The organism is Streptomyces akebiae (assembly GCF_019599145.1).
Classification (GTDB): Bacteria; Actinomycetota; Actinomycetes; order Streptomycetales; family Streptomycetaceae; genus Streptomyces; species Streptomyces akebiae.
Genome location: NZ_CP080647.1, coordinates 5,672,211 through 5,692,638, shown reverse-complemented (window position 1 = coordinate 5,692,638; position 20,428 = coordinate 5,672,211). Strand labels below are relative to the sequence as shown.

The following is a 20,428-nucleotide window of genomic DNA, read 5'->3' as shown; positions in this document are numbered from 1 at the left end:
CTCTCGCCCGTCCGCGCTCACCTCACCGCCCCTCTGTCGCTGTTGGGCTCTCTGCCGCTGTCGGCCCCTCCTCCCCCAGCCCCTCCGCCAGCACCTCCGCCAGGTGCAGCCCCCGCCTTCCCGCCAGCTGCTCCAGCTGGGTCCGGCAGGAGAAGCCGTCCGCCAGGACGAGCGCGTCGTCGGCCGCGTCCCGGACCGCCGGGAGGAGTTGCTCCTCGGCGCAGGCCACGGAGACGTCGTAGTGGCCCTTCTCGAAGCCGAAGTTGCCTGCGAGGCCGCAGCAGCCGCCGCTGAGGTCGCCGGTGAGGCCGGCGGCGGCGCGGAGGCGGCGGTCGGGGGCGTCGCCCAGGACCGCGTGCTGGTGGCAGTGGGTCTGGCCGACGACCGGGCGGTCGACGGCGGGCGGGGTCCAGTGCGGCGCGTGGCGTTCGAGCGCTTCGGCGAAGGTGATGACCGAGGCGGCGAGTCGGTGGGCCCTCGGGTCGTCGGGGAGGAGTTCGGGGAGGTCGGTGCGGAGCGTCGCCGCGCAGCTCGGTTCGAGGACGACGACGGGGAGGGGGCGCGGGGCGGGGCCGGAATCCTCGTCCGGGAGCCGCCCCGGAACGGGGTCCAGGAACACGTCGAGCAGGTCGAGGGTGCGGCGCAGTACCTCGCGGGCCCGGTCGAGCTGGCCCGTCGAGATGTACGTCAGTCCGCAGCAGACCCGGCCCTGCCGCAGCGTGAACAGGGTGCGCGTGAGCCGCAGTCGGGTGAGGGCGGCCTCCTCGCCCGCCTTCGCCTTCCGCGCCCAGGGTGGCTTGCGCCTCGTCCGCAGCGTGGGCGGCACGATCACCCGCAGGCCGGCCGCCTCCAGCACCTTCAACGCCGCCTGCCCCACGGACGGCGAGAGGTACTCCGTGAAGGTGTCCGTCCACAGCAGCACCGTCGCCGTCGTCTCCTCGTCCGCCAAGTGGGCGGCGGGCTCGAAGGTCACGTCGGCGCCCGTCTCGGTCGGCGCTTCCGCCGGTTCATCCCGACGGAGGGGACGGCCCCTGGCACCGTCCGGCCTCGCCCGCTCCCTGAGCATCCGCTGGTACCAGCGCACGAACGGCACCCTCGCCGGCCGGGGCAACTCCCGCTCCTCCGCGATTCCACCCAGCCGTCTGGCGAGCGCGGCCAAGGGGCGCACCCCGGCCAGGAAGTTGACCAGTCCTGCCGTGCGCGTAAGGGCCACCAGGCGGAGCCACAGCGGCAGCCACCCCATCGCGTAGTGGGCGGCCGGGCGGCGGCGCCCCGCGTAGTGGTGGTGGAGGAACTCCGCCTTGTAGGTGGCCATGTCGACGCCGACCGGGCAGTCGGAGCGGCAGCCCTTGCAGGAGAGGCAGAGGTCGAGGGCGTCCCGCACCTCGGGTGAGCGCCAGCCGTCGGTGACGACCTCGCCGGCCAGCATCTCGTGCAGCAGGCGGGCCCGGCCCCGGGTGGAGTGCTCCTCCTCCCCGGTGGCGCGGAAGGAGGGGCACATGACGGCTCCGGAGGCCGGACTCACCTCGGTCGTACGGCACTTCGCGACGCCCACGCAGCGTCGTACCGCCGCGGAGAAGTCACCGCCGTCGTCCGGGTACGCGAACTCCACCGGCACGGGAGTGCGCGGGAGGACCGCGAAGCGGAGGTTGGTGTCCAGGGGTGCGGGGCGGACGAGCATGCCGGGGTTCAGGAGATCGTCGGGGTCCCAGACGCCCTTCACCTGCTCGAAGAGCCGGACCATCTCGGTGCCGTACATCGTCGGCAGGAGTTCCGCGCGGGCCTGGCCGTCGCCGTGTTCGCCGGAGAGGGAGCCGCCGTGCGAGGTGACCAGTTCGGCCAGGTCCTCGGAGAAGCGGCGGAAGCGGCCGACGCCTCTCGGGGTCAGGAGGTCGAAGTCGACGCGGACGTGGATGCAGCCGTCGCCGAAGTGGCCGTAGGGCGTGCCGCGCAGGTCGTGGGCGCGCAGCAGGCCCCGGAAGTCGCGCAGGTACGCGCCGAGCCGGGCGGGTGGTACCGCGCAGTCCTCCCAGCCCGGCCAGGCCTCGGTGCCGTCGGGCATCCGGGTGGCCGTTCCGCTCGCGTCCTCCCGGATGCGCCAGAGCGCGCGCTGCGCGGCGGGGTCCGTGACCACGAGCGCGTCGCCGGCCTCGGCCGCGCGGACCAGGGCGTCGGCGCGGGCCCGCGCCTCGGCGGGTGTGTCACCCCCCGCCTCCACGAACAGCCAGGCCCCGCCCGGCGGGAGGCCGGTCGCCCCCGGCGGGACGAGGTCCGCGGCCATGCCCTCCACCGTCAGCGGGCCGAGGGGCAGCAGACCGGGGGCCGCCTCGGCCGCCGCGCTCTCGTCGGCGTACGCCAGGACGGCGAGGGCACGCGCGCGGGGCGCCTCGACGAGCCGTACGACCGCTTCCGTGAGCACTCCGAGCGTGCCCTCGGAGCCGCAGAAGGAGCGGGCCACGTCCGCGCCGTTCTCCGGGAGGAGGGCGTCCAGGGCGTACCCGGAGATCCGGCGGGGGAGGTCGGGGAAGCCGGTGCGCAGACGGGCCAACTCCCGCTCCACCAGCGGGCGCAGGCCTTCCGGGGCGCCGGACCACCCCTGGGCCAGTCTCCGTGCGTCTCCGCTCCCGCCGATCACCGACAGCTCGCGCACGCTGTCCGCCGTGGTGCCCCAGGCGACCGAGTGCGAGCCGCAGGAGTTGTTGCCGATCATGCCGCCGAGGGTGCAGCGGCTGTGGGTGGAGGGGTCGGGGCCGAAGCGGAGGCCGTGCGGGGCGGCGGCCTCCTGGAGGCGGTCCAGGACCAGGCCGGGCTGGACGACCGCCGTGCGCGCCTCGGGGTCCAGGGAGACCAGCCGGTTCAGGTGACGGGTGAAGTCCAGGACGACGCCCGTGCCCGTGGCCTGTCCGGCGATCGACGTGCCCCCGCCGCGCGCGACGACCGGGACGCCGTGGTCGCGGCAGACGGACAGGACGGCCGCCACGTCGTCCGCGTCCCGGGGCGCGACCACGCCCAGCGGCACACGCCGGTAGTTGGACGCGTCCATCATCGTCAGCGCGCGTGCGGTCGCGTCGAACGCGGTCTCGCCGCGCACGCCCGCCGCCCGCAGCGCGGCCGACAGCGCGGCCCGCGACTCCGCCGCGTCCGCGTCCGCGTCACCTGCCGCCTGCCGCGCGCGCACGGCACCGCGGCGGCCCGTCGTGCCCCCGGTCTCCGTCATGCGTTCCAGGATGCACCCGACCACTGACAGTGACGACGCACGACCCCGAGGTGATCGTCCGGTCCGTGGACAGGCGGCGCGCCGCTCACCGGGCACGTTGGCCGGATTACGTGGAGCTAACCGGAAACCGGCCAACCGCCGTCACGAACTCCCATATAGTGACGCCCAATTGAGCACCAGACGTCGCTTCTCGTTCAGGGACCGACCGAGTTACCGACTCCAGGAACCGACTGCGTTACCGGGTTCAGAACCGACCGAGGACACCCGCCGATGACCGCGCCCAGCCCCCCACGCCCGCCGGGCGAACGCCCCGCCCTGCGCTCAGTCCTTCCGTTACCGCTGGTGACCGCCGTGCTCTCCGCGGCCGCCGTCGGCGCGGTCGTCGCGCCGGCGCCGGCGGACGTACGGACACCCCTCGCGGCCGGTGCGGGCGCGGCCGCGCTGCTGCTGACGCTGGTCGTCGCGGTCGCCGTGCACGCGCGCGTGTCGGTGCGGCTGCTGCGCCGGCGGCTGGACGCGGTCGCCCGGGACACGGGTCTGCTGCTCCAGGAACGGGCCAGGATGGCCGAGGAGCACGCCCAGGAACGCGGCCGGCTGACCGAGGAGTTCGTCCAGGAACGGGCCAGGATCGCGACCGAGTTCGCACGGGAGCGGGTGCGGCTGACCACGGAGGCCGAGCGCGAGCGCGAGCGGCTGTCCGACGAACGGGACCGTACGGCACAGGAGACCACGCAGGAGCGGTCCCTGCTGGCCGAGCGCGCCGAGCGGGCCGAGAGCGACCGCGCCGCCCTCCTCGCCGTGACCGCCAACGTGGCCGGCCGCATGCAGGCCCTCGCCACCGGCACCCTCGCCGACCTGCGGGCCATGGAGGAACGTCACGCCGACGAGGACGTCCTCGCCGACCTGCTCCACCTCGACCACCGCACCGCCCAGGCGGGCCGGCTCGCCGACTCCGTCGCCGTCCTCGCGGGCGCCCGCTCGGGCCGCCGCTGGGCACGGCCCATCCCCATGGAGTCGATCCTGCGGGGCGCGATGGGCCGGATCGGCGCCTACCGCCGGGTGCGGCTGCACTCCTCCAGCGAGGCCGCCGTCGCCGGCCACGCCGCCGAGGGCGTCATGCACGCGCTCGCCGAACTCCTCGACAACGCGGCCAACTTCTCGCCGCCGACCGCCGAGGTCCATGTGTACGTCGAGGAGGTCCCGGCCGGCGCGATCATCTCCGTCGAGGACTCCGGGCTGGTCATGAGCGACATCCAGCTCCGTCGGGCCGAACGCGCCGTGTCGGGCGAGGTGGCCGACCTCACGAGCCTCTCCGGCACGCGTCTCGGCCTCGCCGTCGTCGGCCGCCTCGCCCGCAAGCACGGGCTGAAGATCTCCTTCCGGCCGTCCGCGCGCGGCGGCACGGGCGTCCTGATGCTCATCCCGCAGGACGTCCTGGCGAGCACGATCCCCACGACCACCTCTCCCGCGTCGACGTCTCACACGGCGTCTCGCACGGGGTCCGCGCCCGTCCAGCCGCCGCCGTACGCGGGCGTGCGCGCCCCGCACGACCTGGACTCCGAGCCGACGCCCAGGCACGAGTTCCCGCCGGAGGCTCCCACCCCGCCGGTCGCCGACCCCGTGGCCGACGCCCTGATCGACTCCCTGTCCGGCTTCCGGCGAACGCCTTCGGCTCCGCCGACGGGCGCGACGGCCGACGCGCCGACGGGCTCTCCCGCGTACGGCGCCCCCTACACCTCGTCGTTCAGCTCCGAATTCGGCTCCGGCGGCCCGGCGTTCGACTCCGGGTACGCCGGCGGGTACGCCTACGCGCCCGGTCCGCACCTTGACGCCGGGTCCGAACCTCCGGCCACCCCCGACGAGGCCGCCGCCGAGACCGCCACCGAGACCGACGACGACACCACCGCCCCCGCCCCTTCCGACGCCCTCCCCCGGCGTCGGCGCGGCCGGTCCCTCGCGGAGGCGGAGGCACGCACCCGGGCGCAGGCCGCCGACGCCGAGGCCCGTCCGGAGCGCGTCTCCCGGCCCGCCGAGGACGCCGGCACCGGCGCGGTCCGCTTCAGCAGCTTCCGCCGCGCGGTGCGGGGCACGGGCGGGCTGGACCAGGCGTTCGTCCAGGGGACGGCCACGGGGGACGAGAACTCCACGGGGATGCGGGGCCCGTCGACGCCACCCGACCAGGCCGCCGCCATGGACCAGCACACGCACCCGGGCGCCGCCGTGGACCGGTACGTGCCCCCGGCCGGGCCTCCCGCACCGGAGGCCGCCCTGGAACCCGTACGGGACGCCGCTCCGCCCGCCGAGGCCGTACCGCAGCCCGAGTTGAAACCCGTACCTCAGCCCGAGTTGGAGCCCGTACGGGAGCCCCAGTGGGGGGCCGTGGGGGGAACCGCGTGGGAACCCGGACCGGAACCAGAGGCCGAACCCGTGGGGGAGCCGGCCTGGGCACCCGGGCCCGTGCCGGAGGCCGGATGGGAGCCCGAGCCCGCGCGAGGGCTCGCGTGGCAGCCGGAGGCCGCGAAGCAGGCCGCGTGGGAGGCGGAGGCCGCCGCCGAACTTCCGTGGGCACCCGACCCCGCGGGTGAGGCGAAGGGGGAGCTCGACCCGGTACGGGAGCCGGCCTGGGAGCCCGTACGGGACACCCGCCCCGCTCCGGGCGAGGACACCACGCCCACGCCTGACCTGGCGCCCTTCTCCTCCTACGGGGACCCGGCCACGGACTCCTCCGGGTACGCGCGGCCGGCCCCGTACACGGATTCGGCCCCGGAGGCGTACGCGCAGCCCATCCCCGACCCCGCCCCGTACGGGACGTCCGACCCGTACGCGGATCCGACCCCCGGTCCGGCCGGAGAGCCGCCCCGGACCCCGGCCCCCCGCCCGCACCCCCACCTGGAAGGCGACCACACCCCATGACCGGCACCGGCTCCACCGCCGACGACAGGCTCACCTGGCTCATGGAGGGGTTGCTGGAACGCACTCCGGGCGCCCGGCACGCGCTCGTCCTCTCCCGGGACGGCCTGAAACTGTGCCGTACGCCCGAGCTCTCCGTCGACCAGGCCGACCAGCTGGCCGCGATCGCCGCCGGCATCCAGTCGCTGTCCCACGGGGCGTCCCTCCAGTTCGGCGACGGCAGCGGGGGCGTACGGTCGGCGATGGCGGAGTTCCACGGCGGGGTCCTGTTCATCGTGGAGGCGGGCGAGGGCGCACATCTGGCCCTGGTGACGGACGAGGAGGCGGACGCCGGGCTCGTCGGGCACAACATGAGCGAGCTGATCGAACAACTGGGTGAACACCTGAGCGCACGGCCCCGCCATCCGACGCACACGGCCGCCGGTGGCACCACGGACACGACGACGACCGTGGCCACGGCCACGGCTCTGGCGCCCCGTACGTCATGAGCCGGCCCGGCAGGGACGACCTGCCCGACCGGCTGTACACGCTCACCGGGGGCCGCAGTCGGTCCGCGCCCGGAACACCGTTCGACCTGGTGACCCTGGTCGTCGCGGAGAGCCAGCCGACACCGGGCATGCAGTCGGAACACGTGACGATCCTGCGGCTGACGGAGCGGCCGACGGCGGTGGTGGAGATCGCCGCCGAACTGCGGCTGCCGGTGAGCATCACCAAGGTGCTGCTCTCCGACCTCCTCACGGCGGGCCGGGTCAGTGCCCGACATCCGAACCAGGCCACGCTGGTCGATCTGGACATTCTGGAGCAGGTGCTAGTTGGACTTCGCAACCTCTGAGAACGGCGACGGGCACTCCGTGACCGGCTCCACGCCCGCTCCCGTTCCTCTCTTCGGTGCGCGTTTCCGGGGTGAACCCGCGGCCCTGTACCGGGAGTTGCGGCGGGAGCACGGGGAGGTCGTGCCCGTGCTGCTGGACGGGGACGTACCGGCGTGGCTGGTGCTCGGCTACCGCGAGCTGCACCAGGTGACGAGCGATCCCGAGCTGTTCAGCCGGGACTCCGCGCTGTGGAACCAGTGGCCGCACGTTCCGGCCGACTGGCCGCTGCTGCCCGTGATCAGCCCGGAGCAGCCGTCGGTCCTCGGCACGGTCGGCGAGCGGCACCGGCAGCGCGCCGCGCTGATCGAGGAGGCGTGGGAGGCGGTCGATCCGCTGGAGCTGCGCGGTCATGTCGAGCGGTTCGCCGACGAGTTGATCGACGTGGTGTGCGGGGTGGGCGCGGCCGATCTGGTGGGGCAGTTCGCGGCGCCCCTGCCCGCGCGGGTGCTGGCGTTCCTGTTCGGCTTCCGGGAGGAGCACGCCCCCGGGCTGGTGGCGGCGCTGAACGACATCCTCGACGGCCAGGACCGGGCGATGGCGGCCGAGGAGTATCTGCGGACGGCGATGACCCGGCTGGTGGCGGAGCGCCGGCAGCGGCCCGGCGACGACGTGGTCTCGCGGCTCCTGGCGAACGCGCGTGCGTACGAGGTGACGGTGGAGGAGGTGACGCACGATGTGATGGTGATGCTGGCGGTGGGGCATCAGCCGACGGCCGACTGGATCGGCAACTCCCTGCGGCTGATGCTGACGGACGACCGTTTCGCGGCGTCGCTCTTCGGTGGGCGCAGCAGTGTGGCCGAGGCCATGAACGAGGTGTTGTGGGAGGACGCTCCCATCCAGAACGCGGCCGGGCGCTGGACCACCCGGGACACCCGGCTCGGCGGCCGTGTCCTCCGTGCGGGTGACCTGGTCCTGCTGGGCCTGCAGGGTGCCAACTCCGACCCGCGCGTCCGTACCCACGGCTCCGCCCTGACCGGTGGCAACAACGCCCACTTCTCCTTCGGTCACGGCGACCACCGGTGTCCGTTCCCGGCTCAGGAGACCGCCGAGGTCATCGCCCGAACGGGTATCGAGGTCCTCCTCGACCGGCTTCCGGACCTGGACCTCGCGGTCCCGGCGGATGCCCTGACGCGTCGGCCGTCGCCGTGGCTGCGGGGGTTGGTGGGGTTGCCGGTGCGGTTCTCGCCGGGGCCGGCCAGGGGGGCTTGAGCCCGGACGGGTCTCGCCCCCGCCGCCCCTACCCGTCCCATCCTCAAGGGGCTGCGCCCCTTCGACCCCCATGTGCGGGTCCGGTGGGGGCTGGTCGCGCAGTTCCCCGCGCCCCTTGAGGGCCTACGGCCCTTTCCGGGCGAAAGAGCAGGGGCGCAGCCCCGCTTTTTCAGGGGCGCGGGGAACTGCGCGAGATGCCCCACCGGACCCGCTCCCGGACCCGCACCCGGACCCGCACCCGGCAACGCACCCAGAACCCCCGGGCCGTCTCACCCGACGGACGACGTTTCGCCCGCGTTTCGCGGAGCCGATAGGCTCGCGGTCGTGGCTGATATCCAGATCCCCGCTGACATCAAGCCCGCCGACGGACGTTTCGGCGCGGGCCCCTCCAAGGTGCGGACGGAGGCGCTGGACGCCCTGGCCGCGACCGGTACCTCCCTGCTCGGCACCTCCCACCGCCAGGCCCCGGTGAAGAACCTGGTCGGCCAGGTCCGCGCGGGCATCAGCGAGCTGTTCTCCCTCCCCGAGGGCTACGAGGTCATCCTCGGCAACGGCGGCTCCACGGCGTTCTGGGACGTCGCGACGCACGGCCTGATCGAGAACAAGAGCCAGCACCTGACCTTCGGCGAGTTCAGCTCGAAGTTCGCCAAGGCCGCGAAGCTCGCCCCCTGGCTCGCCGAGCCGACGGTCGTCTCCTCCGACCCCGGCACCCACCCGGAGCCGGCCGCCGAGGCGGGCGTCGACGTCTACGCCTTCACCCACAACGAGACCTCCACCGGTGTCGCCGCCCCGCTGAACCGCGTGGCCGGTGCCGACGAGGGCGCCCTCGTCCTGGTCGACGCCACGTCCGGCGCCGGCGGCCTGCCCGTCGACATCGCCGAGACCGACGTCTACTACTTCGCCCCGCAGAAGTCCTTCGCCTCCGACGGCGGCCTGTGGATCGGCGTCTTCTCCCCGGCCGCCATCGAGCGCGCCGAGCGGATCCACGCCTCGGGCCGTCACGTCCCGGAGTTCTTCAGCCTCCCCACGGCGATCGACAACTCCCGCAAGAACCAGACGTACAACACCCCGGCCCTCGCCACCCTCTTCCTGCTCAACCAGCAGCTGGAGTGGATCAACGGCCAGGGCGGTCTGAGCTGGTCCACGGCCCGGACAAAGGACTCCTCGACCCGGCTGTACACCTGGGCGGAGGAGAGCAAGTACGCGAGCCCCTTCGTCACCGACCCGGCCAAGCGGTCCCAGGTCATCGGCACGATCGACTTCTCCGACGAGATCGACGCCGCCGCCGTCGCCAAGGTCCTGCGCGCCAACGGCATCGTCGACACCGAGCCCTACCGCAAGCTCGGCCGCAACCAGCTCCGCGTCGCCATGTTCCCGGCGATCGACCCGGCGGACGTCGAGGCCCTCACGAAGTGCGTCGACTACGTGATCGAGAAGCTCTGATCACACCCGTACGGCACGTACGACGTCGAAGGGCGCCCGGTGGAACCACCGGGCGCCCTTCTCGTCACCGTACGAGGTGATGCTCGGCCGGACGGGTCAGCCGCGGAAGCCGAGGATGCCGTGCAGGGTGGCACCGCTCGTGGCGGCGGTTCCCGGGGCCGTGCTCAGCGTCGACCGGGCCGACGCCTCCTGGGCGACCGCCGGCTTCGGGTCGGCCAGCTTCTTGCAGGTGGCGTCGACCTTGCCCTTGCCGTGCGGCACCTTGCCGTTGGTGAGGTAGGTCGCCAGGTACTTGTCGAGGCAGCTGTTGCCGCTCAGCGTGATGCCGTGGTTGCCGCCGCCCTGCTCGACGACCAGGCTGGAGTTCTTGAGCAGCTTGTGAACGGTGACGCCGCCCTGGTACGGGGTGGCCGCGTCGTCCGTCGCCTGGAAGAGCAGCGTCGCCGGGAGCTTGCTGTTGGCGACGTTCACCGGCTTCAGGGACTTGGTCGGCCAGAACGCGCACGGCGCGTTGTACCAGGCGTTGTTCCAGGCCATGAACGGCGCCTTCTTGTAGACCGCCCAGTTGTCCTTCTGCCACTTCTTCCAGTCGCGCGGCCAGGCCGCGTCACGGCACTGCACCGAGGCGTAGACGCTGTAGCCGTTGTCACCGGAGGAGTCGATGGCGGCGAAGTTCTCGTACGCCTCGACCAGCGGGTCGGCGTTCTTGTCGTTCACGTAGGCCGCGAACGCCTCGGCGAGGTACGGCCAGTAGCCGTTGTAGTAGCCGCCGGGGAGGAAGGTGTCCTCCAGCTCGGAGGCGCCCACCTTGCCGCCCGCGGGCTTCTCGGCGAGGGCGGCCCGCATGGCGTACCACTTCGCCTCGATCTTCTTCGCGTCGGTGCCGAGCTTGTACGTGGAGTTGTACTTGGCGACCCACTTCGTGAACGCCTTGTGGCGCTTGTCGAAGGCGTAGTCCTGGTCGAGGTTGTCCTCGTACCAGACACCGGTCGGGTCCACGATCGAGTCGAGCACCAGGCGCCGGACGCGCTCGGGGTAGAGCTTGGCGTAGACGGCGCCGAGGTAGGTGCCGTACGAGTAGCCGAAGTAGTTGATCTTCTTCGCGCCGAGGGCCTTGCGGATCGAGTCCAGGTCCTTCACGGCGCTGATCGTGTTGATGTACGGCAGGACGTCCTTGTGCTTCGTCGCGCAGGCCTTGGCGAAGGCCTTGGCGCGCTCGACGTTCGCCTTCTCTATCGCGGCCGTGCTGGGCACGGAGTCCGGGCGCACCGGGTTGAAGTAACCGGGCTTGCAGTTCAGGGCGGGCTTGCTGGCGCCCACGCCGCGCGGGTCGAAGCCGATGACGTCGTACTGGGCCGCGACCTTCTTCGGCAGCGACGAGGCGACGTATCCGGCCAGCGTCAGACCGCTGCCGCCGGGGCCGCCCGGGTTGACCAGCAGCGGGCCCTGGTAGGTCTTCGAGGTGTGCGGCACGCGGGACAGCGCCAGCGTGATCTTCTTCCCGCTGGGCTTCGCGTAGTCGAGCGGCACCTTCACCGACGCGCACTGCAGCGTCGGGTAGTCGTCCGTGGCGCACTTCTTCCAGGCGACCTTCGCGGCGGCGGCCTGGACGGTGTTCGCGGCGGACGACCCGCTCGCGTTGGCGGGCACGGCGCTGATGGTCCCGGCCAGGACGACGCCGGCGCCGCACAGCACGGCTGCGCTTCTTCTCATGGAGTTCTCTCGCAACGGTGAGGGGGGTTCACGGGCCGCGGGTACGCGGCCCGTGCGGCATGGTTCCCGAAGACCGCACCCCGCAAGAACTCATTCGACCAAGACTTGACCGAATTGAGTCATTGCTTACTCTCAAATACCTCACAGAAAGGGGCAGTTGCTCAGATCCAGGACACACCCTTCACACGACGAGGCCTTCGGAAGGCGACCCCGGGACACCCCTCACGACGCCGTGCAGGTCACGCTCGGCACACCCCCGCCCCCGGGCGCGCCCCCGAAGCCGAGACTCGCCGAACCGCCCGCGGCCAGTGCCCCGTTGTGGGCCGCGTTGGTCGCGGTGACCGTCGACCCGCTCTGGGTGTACGAGGCGTTCCACATGTTCGTCACCCGCTGGGAGCCGGGCCAGGTCCAGGTCACCTTCCACGAACCGATCGCGGTCGTACCGGTGTTGGTGACCTTCACCTCGGCGTTGAAGCCGCTGCCCCAGTCGCTGCTGACGGTGTAGGCGGCGGCGCAGGCGGGCGTCCCGCCGCCCGGGTCACCGGGATCCTCCGGGTCACCGGGGTCGGTGCCACCGCCCGGCGGGAAGCCCGGGGCCTTGATGCTCGTCAGGTAGCCGTCCTTGACCGTGTCCACCGTCTGCCAGTCGTCCTTCAGGATGCCGCCGGTGTCACCGGAGTTGGGGTTCCAGGACCAGAAGGTCCAGTGGAAGGAGTCCGAGCCGTGGGCGGAGGTCGAGCGCAGATACGTCACCAGGGCCGCCAGCCAGCGCTGGTCGATCGTGGACTGCAGCGTCGTACCGAACTCGCCGACCCACACCGGCGCGATGTTCTGCTTGAAGATGTAGCCCCAGTACCTGTCCCAGATGCCCGGCATGTTGGCCGGGAAGGACGGGTCGCTGAACCAGCTCTGCTGGGCGACGCTCGTGGCGTAGTCGTGGGCCGAGTACACCACCCGGTTCGCCACGTCCAGTTGTACGGGGTACCGGGCCACACCCATCAGGTTGCCGCCCCACCAGCCCGAGACCCCGTCGAACGTCTGGACGCCCTCGACGAGGATCAGCAGCTCGGGGTTGACGGACAGGACCGCGTTCCCTGCACGCTGGGCGGCCAGCCGCCAGTCCCTGGCCGTGTCGCCGCAGCCCCAGCAGGCGGGATCGTGGGGCTCGTTGTGCAGGTCGATGCCGACGACCGTCGGGTTCCCCTTGTAGCGGGTGGCCAGCGCCTTGAGGTTGGTGATCCACGTCGTCTCGGGGACGGCCGAGGTGTACCAGAGGGCCGACTGGCCCGCCGCGTCCGGACGGTGCCGGTCGAGGATGATCTTCAGGCCGCTCTGCCCGGCGTACGCGACGATCTTGTCCAGCACCTGGAGCGAGGTCAGGCCCTGGAGGTCGGCGTTCTTGCCGTCGGAGTGGTTGATGCTGTCCGGCATGGTGCCGGGCTTGAGGATGTCGTCGCTGTAGGGCATGCGGATGGTGTTGTAGCCCAGCGACTTCATCTGGTCGATCATGCTCTTGTAGTCGCGCGCCCACAGGCCGTGGGTGACGTGGTTGGCGGTCTCGAAGCCGAACCAGTTGACGCCGGCGATACGGACGGGCTGCCCGCTCGCGTCCAGGATCTGCCGGCCGCTGGTGCGCCAGTAACCAGCACCGGCCTCGGCGGCCTTCTCGACCGAACCGGCCGAAGCGGCCGCCGTGTGCGCGCCGCCGGTCAGGGGCAGCGCGAGCACGGCGGCGGCCGCGCACAGGGCGCCCAGGGTTCTCCGTAAGCTGCGGAACATATCGCTGCTTCCTCCTCGGGAGGCGCGGGTCCGGAACAGGTTGTGGGAGCGCTCCCACAACCCGCACCTCCCATGGAAGACAGGTCACATGGACACGTCAAGGCGTCCGGCGCCACCTGGTACACCGGACGCCCCGCGCGGTTTCCGTCCGCCGTACGTCACCGGCTCAGCTTCTGGAACCTCCGCACCGCCAGCGGCAGGAAGACCAGCGTCAGCACCACCGGCCACACACCGGCCATCAGCAGCGCGTTCTCCTCGATCCAGGAGTCACCGCCGCCGACCGGGGTGCCGAACAGGTCACGGGTGGCGGCGGCCGTGGAGGAGATCGGGTTCCAGGCGGCGATCCAGCCCAGCCAGTCGGGCATCAGCTGCGGCGCGACGAAGATGCTGGAGATCATGGTCAGCGGGAAGGCGACCGCGAAGAGACCGCCCGCCGCCTCCGGGTTGGGAACCAGCAGGCCCAGCCAGACGCCGATCCAGATGAGCGCGAAGCGGAGCCAGAGCAGCAGACCGAACGCGGCCAGGAAGCCGAGGCCCGCGTCCGGCCGCCAGCCCATCGCGAGGGCCGTCAGCATCATGATGGCCAACTCGGCGCAGGCGACGAGGAGATCGGTCACCCCGCGCCCCGCGACGACCGCCGACGGCGCCATCGGCATGGAGCGGAACCGGTCGATGACACCCTTGGTGGAGTCGTAGACCACGAGGGTCGCCGTGTTGATGAACCCGAAGGCCATCGTCATCACGAACATCCCCGGCATCAGGAAGTCCCGGTAGTCCCCGCCGCCGGGCACCTGCATGGCACTGCCGAAGACATAGCCGTAGAGGAGGACGGAGAGGATCGGGAAGCCCAACTGCCAGGCGATGTTGACCGGTTGGCGCCGGTAGTGGGTGAGGCCGCGGCGGACGATGTTCCAGACGTCGGACAACACCCAGTACATGCTGCCGCGCGCGCTCGACACCTCAAGGTCGACGGCGCTCGTGACGACCGTACTCGTGGCGACGGCCTTCGGATCGACGGCGGTCGGATCGGCGATCTTCGGATCGGCGGTCTTCGGATCGACGGTCTTCGGATCGACGGCGGTCATGCGGCAGCCCCCTTGTCGTTCTCGTCGGTCTTCTCCGTGCGGTGGCCCGTCAGACGCAGGAACACGTCGTCCAGGCTGGGCCTGCGCAGGCCGATGTCCTCGACCCGCACGCCCTCGTCCTGGAGGGTGCGGGCCACCTCGGTGAGGGCCGAGACGCGGTCGGTCACGGGCGCGTGGACGCGCAACTCCGTCTCGTCCGACTCCGGTTCGCCGTCCGAGACCCGGGCGACGACCTTCACCGCGCGCGGGATGTCGGTGCGCTCGGCGACGACGACCTCGATGCGGTCGCCGCCGACCGTGCTCTTCAGCCCGTCCGGGGTGTCGTCCGCGATGGCCCGTCCCTGGTCGATGACGGTGATGCGCGAGGCGAGCCGGTCGGCCTCCTCCAGATACTGCGTGGTGAGCAGCACGGTCGTACCACTCGCGACCAACGCCCTTACGGATTCCCAGACTTCACCCCGGCTGCGTGGGTCGAGGCCGGTCGTCGGCTCGTCGAGGAAGAGCACGGACGGGGCGAGGATCATCGAGGCGGCGAGGTCGAGCCGGCGCCGCATGCCGCCGCTGTACTTGCCGACGCCCTTGTCGGCGGCGTCGGTGAGGTCGAACCGGTCGAGCAGCTCGACCGCGCGCAGCTTCGCCCGCTTCCCGCCGAGGTGGAACAGCCGGCCGAACATCTCCAGGTTCTGACGGCCGGTCAGCACCTCGTCCACGGCGGCGTACTGACCCGTGAGGCCGATGCGGGCCCGCACCTCGCGCGGGTGCCGCGCCACGTCGAGGCCGGCCACCGTCGCCCGGCCGCCGTCCAGGCGCAGCAGCGTGGAGAGGATGCGCACGGCGGTGGTCTTGCCCGCGCCGTTCGGGCCGAGGAGGCCGTGCACCGAGCCCTCGCGGACCGTGAGGTCGAAGCCGTCGAGCGCGCGTTTCTCCCCGTACCGCTTCTCCAGGCCCTCCGCCCGGACCGCGTATCCGTCACCCATGAGTCCCCCTTCCGAAAAGAACTGGGTACACCGTACCCGATTGCGCGTACGACGTACCCAGTTTTTTCGCGAGGACCTAAACTCGGCCCCATGACAAGGGGCAAGAGCCGTACGGCGGCCGGTACGGCAGGCAGCACCGCAGGCGGTACGGAGACCAGCGGGAGCGGCGACATCGTCCGCACCCAGCAACTGCTCTGGGACACCGGCCCGCGCCCCAGTCGCGGCCCGAAGCCGGGGCTCACGCTGGACCGGATCGTGGAGGCGGCCGTCCAGGTCGCCGACGCGGAGGGGCTGCACGCCCTCTCGATGCGCCGGGTCGCCACCGAACTCGGCACCGGGACCATGTCCCTGTACCGCTACCTCCCCGGCAAGGCCGAACTGCTGGACCTGATGCTCGACCGCGTCCAGCGGCCCTCCGAGAATCCCGCCGACCTCGGCGACGGCGGCTGGCGCTCGGCCCTGGAGGCCATGGGCCGCGCCACGCTGGCCCTCTACCGCCGCCATCCCTGGCTCCTCCAGGTCAACCAGTCCCGCCCGGTCCTCGGGCCGAGCGCGCTCGACGGCATGGAGAAGGTGCTCTCCCGCATCAAGTCCATGGGGCTGACCGACCCCGAACTGATCTCCGCGGTCGTCGCCGTGGACGGCTATGTCGTCGGCGCCGCCCGCACCCAGCTCTACGCGCAGGAGGCGGAGCACCGCACCGGTCTCACCGACGCGGAGTTCTGGCAGGCCCAGGCGCCCGTCCTCGAAGAGCTCATGCTCTCCGGCCGCTATCCCGTCCTCGCCGGCCTCTCCGAGGACGCCTTCGGCACGGACTTCGACCACTTCGAGTTCGGGCTGCAACGCATCCTGGACGGACTGGAGGTGTTCGTGACCCGCCGCCGTGAGGGCGGGGAGGCCGGAGGCGAAGAGATCGGGGTCGCAGAGACCGGAGGCGAAAAAGTCGGGGTCGAAGAGGCCGGAGACGAAGAGGCCAGGGCCGCAGAGGTCGTTGGCGAAAAGGTCGGAGGCGAAGAGATCGGGGTCGAAGAGGCCGGAAGCAGGGAACCCGGAGACGGGTAGGCGGGTGCCCGAGGACGACAGGCGGCCCAGGCCGACAGGCGGCCCAGGCGCGAGCGGCCCAGGCCGACGGGTGACTCGGGCCGACAGGTGACTCGGGCGACGGGCGACTCAGGCCGACGGGCGGCGCAGCAGCCGCCGGAAGCCCCATACGACGACGACCGCGCCGGCCACGGCGAGCGCGCCGACCTTGAAGGTCGAGCCGGTGCCCTCGCCGTCGGCCTTGGCCGCGCCGGAGCCGCCCCCGTCGGAGGAGGACGAGCCGGAGCCGCCGCTCCCGGAGCCGCCGCCGGGCACGTCCCGTGCGACGACCGAGCTGCCGGACCCCTCACTGCCGTACATGATCTTCGAGCCGTCGGTGCGGAAGGTCACCGACTCCCCCTGCCGCTGCAGGGGGACGCTCAGCCGCTCGACCTTCTCGATCTTGCCGCCGTTCCAGTCGTAGAGGATGCCGCCGAAGTACGCCCGCAGGGCGAGCTGCTTGCCGTCCGGCGAGAACGCGCCGTCCGTGACCTCCAGGTCGGGGACGGACGCGACCTTCTTGAACACGTTGGTGCCGGAGGCGGACAGTTCCGCGGGGCCCTCGTACAGCGACCCGCCCGCCTCGTTCTTGTCGGCGATGTAGACCCGCCCGGTCTTCGGATGCACCATCAGCGCCTCCGCGTCCCGCGCCCCGTCCTCGTACTTCACGACGTACTGCGTGGCCTTGAGCGTCTGGTCCTTCAGCTCCTTCGGCTCCGGCAACTCGTAGATCCACACGTACGCCCACGTGCCGCCGAGGTTGTCGCCGATGTCGCCGACGTAGAGCTTGTTGCCGGGGCCCATCGAGATCGCCTCGACGTCCCTCGGGGTGCCCACGCCCGTCAGCGTGACCGTGGCGACCGTCTCGCCCGTCCCGCTGTCGACGGCGTAGAGGAACGCCCCGTCGTCGCTGTCGTTGTGGGTCCAGTAGACCCCCGGGTGCTGACGCGACGCGGCGAGACCGCTCGACTCGGTGATCCGCGAGTCCTGCATCGTGAAGCCGTCGTCGTCGGCGACCGCGGGCGCGGCCGGGAGGGCGGCGAGCAGGATCGCGGCGAGACCGGCGAGACCGGCGCGGGCCGCGCGGAACCCGCGGAACCGGCGGAGGGGGTGAGGACGGTTGAGGGGGCGACGGCGCATGGGCCCAAGCCTGCCATCTCGCTCCGCCGAGTGGAGCGGGGGAGCGCCGTGCGCGGTGGGGTGGGTGGGCGCGGCCCACGTGGCGGGGTTCACAGGGCTCTTCTCCGTCGAGAGGTCGTACCCGCCGGTAGCGATCGTTCATGATGAGCGGATGCTCAGGTTCATGCCCGTAGGCGACTCCATGACGATCGGCAGCGCGGGCGAACACACATGGCGCTACCGGTTCTGGCAGCACCTGCGCACGACGTACGACGACGGCCCCTTCAAGATCGTCGGGCCGCGCGAGACGCTCTACGACAAGGCGACGGACGCCCCGACGTCGTACGAGTACGCCGACACCGACCCGCGCTTCCCCCGCGCCCACCTCGCGGGCTGGGGCGAGGGCTGGCTCCACATGGCCCCGCTGATCGCCGACGCGGTCCGCAGCCACCGGGCCGACGTCCTCCTGGTCTCCCTCGGCCTCATCGACCTGGGCTTCTACACCAACGCCGAGCAGACCGCCGAGAACGCCCGCCGCTTCGTCGAAGCCGCCCGGGAGGCCGCCCCGCACATCCGCATGGTCCTCCTGCCGGTCATCCCGAACGTCCGCGCCGAGTCCGACGCCCCCTTCGCCGCCCAGGTCGCCCGCTTCAACGAACTCCTCGCCAAGACGGCCGCCGACCTCGACGAACCCCGCTCCCCGCTCCTGCTGGCCTCCCCGCCCCCGTCGTACGACATCCACGAGGACACCTACGACGGCACCCACCCCAACGCCTCCGGCGAACACAAGATCGCGGCGACCTTCGCGAACGCGATGCACGAGGCGTGGGACCTGGGGGGACCGTACGAACTGCCGTACTCCTGAGCCGTCGCGCCACGTAGTCGCGCCGCCCGCGCCCTGGTCACCGTGCGTATCGTTGTACTGCGCGGCCGTCTTCGATCGAGGGGCGGCCGGGGAGGAGCGCCACGATGACCGTCCTTGAAGACAGGATCGAGATGGCCGACATCAACGAGCAGACCCTGGACAAGCTGTTCGACCAGATGCACGTCCCCGAGGGCTACAGGGCCGAGATCGTCGAGGGGACCATCTACATGTCGCCGCAGCGGGATGCTCATTGGAAGACCATTTTCGCGGTTCTCCAGGCACTGTTGGAGGCATTCGGGAAGGGTGTGAACGCCGTGTCGGACGTCCGCATCGACTTCCCCGGTCAGCTGAACGGTCTCGCCCCGGACGTGGCGAAGCTGCGCGACGGCGCTGACAAGGACGCCAACGGCCGCTGGCGCTACGAGGACGTCGAGTTCATCGCCGAGGTCATCTCCAAAGACACCGCCCGGAACGACTACGGCCCCAAGAAGACCGCGTACGCACTCGCCGAGGTCCCCGTCTATCTGATCGCCGACCCCTACGCGGGCAAGTGCCGGCTGTTCACCCAGCCCAAGGACGGCGACTACGTCAGTGACCTGTCCATCACGTACGGCGGCGACGTCGACATGACCACCACCCTGCTCGGCCTGGTCCTTCCCACCGCCGACTTCCCGCGGGACTGACGGCGTCGCCCGCAGCCTCTTCGGGGGCACCCCGCACTTGATCGGCGGCCCCCCGCCCACTTGGATGTCCCGGTCGGACGCGGCGGCGACGGATGCGGGGCGGGGCGGATGACACGGGGCGGTGGGCTGGGGCGGGAGTTCCGGTGGCTGTGGGCGGCGTACGCGGTCAGCGCGTTCGGGACCCGGCTGTCGTTCGACGCGCTCCCCCTGATCGCGGTCCTGGTCCTGCACGTCGGCCCCACGGAGGTCTCCGCGCTGGCGGCCACCGGCCTGGCGGTGGGCGCGGCCGTGGCCGTACCGCTCGGCCCCTGGGTGGAGTTCCGCCGCAAGCGCCCGGTGATGATCACGATGGACCTGGTCCGCTGCGCGACCCTGCTGTCCGTCCCCGTCGCCTACGCCCTGGACCTGCTCACCTTCCCTCAACTCCTCCTGGTCTCCACGGTCGTCGCCGTGGCCGACATCACCTTCACCGCGGCGAGCGGTGCCTGTCTGAAGTTCCTGGTCCCCCCGGAGCACCTCGTGGCCGCCAACGGCCGCTTCGAGGCCACGACCTGGACGACGACCATGCTCGGCCCGCCCCTCGGCGGTGCCGCGATGGGTCTCTTCGGCCCGGTCGTCACCGTGCTGATCGACGCCGGCAGCTACCTCCTGTCGGCAGCGGGCATCCGGGCGATCGGCGGCGAGGAGCCCCGGCCGACCCGACCGGACCCGTCCACGAAGCCGACCGCGGGCAGCACCCCCCGGTTCCGCGCCGGGGATCTCCTCGACGGCTGGCGGTACATCCTCCGCGACCGGGCCCTGCGTCCCCTCTTCCTCAACTCCGTCCTGGTCAACTCCCTGATCATGGCGCCGGCGCCGCTGCTGGTCATCCTGATGGTGGGTCAACTCGGCTTCGCGCCCTGGCAGTACGGCCTCGCCTTCGCCGTCCCGTGCGTCGGCGGCCTGATCGGTTCCCGCCTCTCCCGCCCTCTGGTCGCCCGTTACGGCCAGGACAGGGTCGTCCGGGTCGCCGGAACCCTGCGGGCGTGCTGGCCGCTCGGGCTGGCGTTCGTCGGCGCGGGCCCGGCCGGCCTCGTCCTCGTCATGGTCGTCGAGTTCGGCCTGATCATCTGCATCGGCGTCTTCAACCCCGTACTGGCCACGCAGCGCCTCACCCGGACCCCGCCGGACCGCGTCGCCCGCACCCTCACCGCCTGGTCCGTCACCGGCAAGCTCACCACCGCCGCCATGACGGCCCTCTGGGGTCTCCTCGCCGCCGTCACCACCCCGCGCACCGCGATCGCCACGGCCGGCCTGCTCCTCCTGACGACCCCCCTGCTCCTCCTCACCCCCCGCCGCGGTGCCGAGCCGCCCCTCGTCCCCGCCCCGAACGACGACCAGGACCCACAGTCCCTCGCGAAGAACTGACACCCACAGTCCCTCGCGAACTGCAGGACTGACACCCATCAGCCCCTCGCGAAGAACCGACACCGACCG

At 72.0% G+C, this 20,428-nt stretch carries 15 protein-coding genes; 9 read left to right on the top strand and 6 right to left on the bottom strand.

Annotated elements, in window-relative coordinates; all coding sequences use genetic code 11:
• Positions 1-22: 22 nt before the first annotated feature.
• Complete coding sequence (locus K1J60_RS24585; protein WP_220648070.1) at positions 23-3,217, bottom strand: FAD-binding and (Fe-S)-binding domain-containing protein; 3,195 nt, start codon at positions 3,215-3,217, stop codon at positions 23-25.
• Between the two features lie 270 nt (positions 3,218-3,487).
• Between K1J60_RS24585 and K1J60_RS46920 the strand changes: the two genes are divergently transcribed.
• The 5 genes from K1J60_RS46920 (at position 3,488) to serC (ending at position 9,651) form a co-directional block, all read left to right on the top strand.
• The gene (locus K1J60_RS46920; RefSeq protein WP_220648069.1) at positions 3,488-6,130 is read left to right on the top strand and encodes a sensor histidine kinase; all 2,643 of its coding nucleotides are present in this window, start codon (positions 3,488-3,490) and stop codon (positions 6,128-6,130) included.
• Positions 6,127-6,615 carry a roadblock/LC7 domain-containing protein gene (locus K1J60_RS24575; protein ID WP_220648068.1) on the top strand — a complete coding sequence of 163 codons (489 nt, stop codon included), beginning with the start codon at positions 6,127-6,129 and terminating at the stop codon, positions 6,613-6,615. Before K1J60_RS46920 ends, K1J60_RS24575 begins: the two co-directional genes overlap by 4 nt.
• Positions 6,612-6,959: a DUF742 domain-containing protein gene (locus K1J60_RS24570; RefSeq protein ID WP_033525904.1), complete on the top strand. Its 348-nt coding sequence runs from the start codon at positions 6,612-6,614 to the stop codon at positions 6,957-6,959. Before K1J60_RS24575 ends, K1J60_RS24570 begins: the two co-directional genes overlap by 4 nt.
• Positions 6,940-8,208, top strand: a complete 1,269-nt coding sequence (locus K1J60_RS24565; RefSeq protein WP_398683291.1) for a cytochrome P450 — start codon at positions 6,940-6,942, stop codon at positions 8,206-8,208. The genes K1J60_RS24570 and K1J60_RS24565 overlap by 20 nt, the downstream gene beginning before the upstream one ends.
• A gap of 324 nt (positions 8,209-8,532) precedes the next feature.
• On the top strand, positions 8,533-9,651 hold the full coding sequence (gene serC, locus K1J60_RS24560) for a phosphoserine transaminase (protein ID WP_220648067.1): 1,119 nt from the start codon (positions 8,533-8,535) through the stop codon (positions 9,649-9,651).
• Between the two features lie 96 nt (positions 9,652-9,747).
• On the opposite strand, the gene K1J60_RS24555 is transcribed toward serC, so the two are convergent.
• From K1J60_RS24555 to K1J60_RS24540, 4 genes are all read right to left on the bottom strand, one after another.
• Positions 9,748-11,364, bottom strand: coding sequence for an alpha/beta hydrolase (locus tag K1J60_RS24555; RefSeq protein WP_220648066.1), 1,617 nt, complete (start codon positions 11,362-11,364; stop codon positions 9,748-9,750).
• 222 nt (positions 11,365-11,586) lie between these two features.
• Positions 11,587-13,143, bottom strand: a complete 1,557-nt coding sequence (locus tag K1J60_RS24550; protein WP_220648065.1) for a cellulase family glycosylhydrolase — start codon at positions 13,141-13,143, stop codon at positions 11,587-11,589.
• 158 nt (positions 13,144-13,301) lie between these two features.
• Positions 13,302-14,081 (bottom strand): ABC transporter permease, encoded by a 780-nt coding sequence (locus K1J60_RS24545; RefSeq protein WP_052145909.1) that lies wholly within the window; start codon positions 14,079-14,081, stop codon positions 13,302-13,304.
• Positions 14,082-14,224: 143 nt separating this feature from the next.
• On the bottom strand, positions 14,225-15,205 hold the full coding sequence (locus tag K1J60_RS24540; protein WP_220648064.1) for an ATP-binding cassette domain-containing protein: 981 nt from the start codon (positions 15,203-15,205) through the stop codon (positions 14,225-14,227).
• A 90-nt stretch (positions 15,206-15,295) separates the two neighbouring features.
• On the opposite strand from K1J60_RS24540, the gene K1J60_RS24535 reads away from it, so the two are divergent.
• Positions 15,296-16,267: a TetR/AcrR family transcriptional regulator gene (locus tag K1J60_RS24535; protein WP_220648063.1), complete on the top strand. Its 972-nt coding sequence runs from the start codon at positions 15,296-15,298 to the stop codon at positions 16,265-16,267.
• 108 nt (positions 16,268-16,375) lie between these two features.
• Here K1J60_RS24535 and K1J60_RS24530 read toward each other — a convergent pair whose 3' ends face one another.
• On the bottom strand, positions 16,376-17,425 hold the full coding sequence (locus K1J60_RS24530) for a WD40 repeat domain-containing protein (protein ID WP_220648062.1): 1,050 nt from the start codon (positions 17,423-17,425) through the stop codon (positions 16,376-16,378).
• A gap of 151 nt (positions 17,426-17,576) precedes the next feature.
• Between K1J60_RS24530 and K1J60_RS24525 the strand changes: the two genes are divergently transcribed.
• The 3 genes from K1J60_RS24525 (at position 17,577) to K1J60_RS24515 (ending at position 20,359) form a co-directional block, all read left to right on the top strand.
• Positions 17,577-18,269 carry an SGNH/GDSL hydrolase family protein gene (locus tag K1J60_RS24525; RefSeq protein ID WP_220648061.1) on the top strand — a complete coding sequence of 231 codons (693 nt, stop codon included), beginning with the start codon at positions 17,577-17,579 and terminating at the stop codon, positions 18,267-18,269.
• Positions 18,270-18,373: 104 nt separating this feature from the next.
• Positions 18,374-18,952: a Uma2 family endonuclease gene (locus tag K1J60_RS24520; RefSeq protein WP_220648060.1), complete on the top strand. Its 579-nt coding sequence runs from the start codon at positions 18,374-18,376 to the stop codon at positions 18,950-18,952.
• Positions 18,953-19,060: 108 nt separating this feature from the next.
• Complete coding sequence (locus tag K1J60_RS24515; protein ID WP_220648059.1) at positions 19,061-20,359, top strand: MFS transporter; 1,299 nt, start codon at positions 19,061-19,063, stop codon at positions 20,357-20,359.
• Positions 20,360-20,428: the final 69 nt, after the last annotated feature.

Bases quoted from the DNA above. Each gene is read 5' to 3' on its own strand.
- K1J60_RS24575 (WP_220648068.1), top strand. From the start codon at position 6,127: ATGACCGGCACCGGCTCCACCGCCGACGACAGGCTCACCTGGCTCATG.
- K1J60_RS24570 (WP_033525904.1), top strand. From the start codon at position 6,612: ATGAGCCGGCCCGGCAGGGACGACCTGCCCGACCGGCTGTACACGCTC.
- K1J60_RS46920 (WP_220648069.1), top strand. From the start codon at position 3,488: ATGACCGCGCCCAGCCCCCCACGCCCGCCGGGCGAACGCCCCGCCCTG.
- K1J60_RS24585 (WP_220648070.1), bottom strand. From the start codon at position 3,217: ATGACGGAGACCGGGGGCACGACGGGCCGCCGCGGTGCCGTGCGCGCG.
- K1J60_RS24535 (WP_220648063.1), top strand. From the start codon at position 15,296: ATGACAAGGGGCAAGAGCCGTACGGCGGCCGGTACGGCAGGCAGCACC.
- K1J60_RS24540 (WP_220648064.1), bottom strand. From the start codon at position 15,205: ATGGGTGACGGATACGCGGTCCGGGCGGAGGGCCTGGAGAAGCGGTAC.
- K1J60_RS24520 (WP_220648060.1), top strand. From the start codon at position 18,374: ATGACCGTCCTTGAAGACAGGATCGAGATGGCCGACATCAACGAGCAG.
- K1J60_RS24530 (WP_220648062.1), bottom strand. From the start codon at position 17,425: ATGCGCCGTCGCCCCCTCAACCGTCCTCACCCCCTCCGCCGGTTCCGC.
- K1J60_RS24545 (WP_052145909.1), bottom strand. From the start codon at position 14,081: ATGTACTGGGTGTTGTCCGACGTCTGGAACATCGTCCGCCGCGGCCTC.
- K1J60_RS24515 (WP_220648059.1), top strand. From the start codon at position 19,061: ATGACACGGGGCGGTGGGCTGGGGCGGGAGTTCCGGTGGCTGTGGGCG.
- K1J60_RS24555 (WP_220648066.1), bottom strand. From the start codon at position 11,364: ATGAGAAGAAGCGCAGCCGTGCTGTGCGGCGCCGGCGTCGTCCTGGCC.
- K1J60_RS24550 (WP_220648065.1), bottom strand. From the start codon at position 13,143: ATGTTCCGCAGCTTACGGAGAACCCTGGGCGCCCTGTGCGCGGCCGCC.
- K1J60_RS24525 (WP_220648061.1), top strand. From the start codon at position 17,577: ATGCTCAGGTTCATGCCCGTAGGCGACTCCATGACGATCGGCAGCGCG.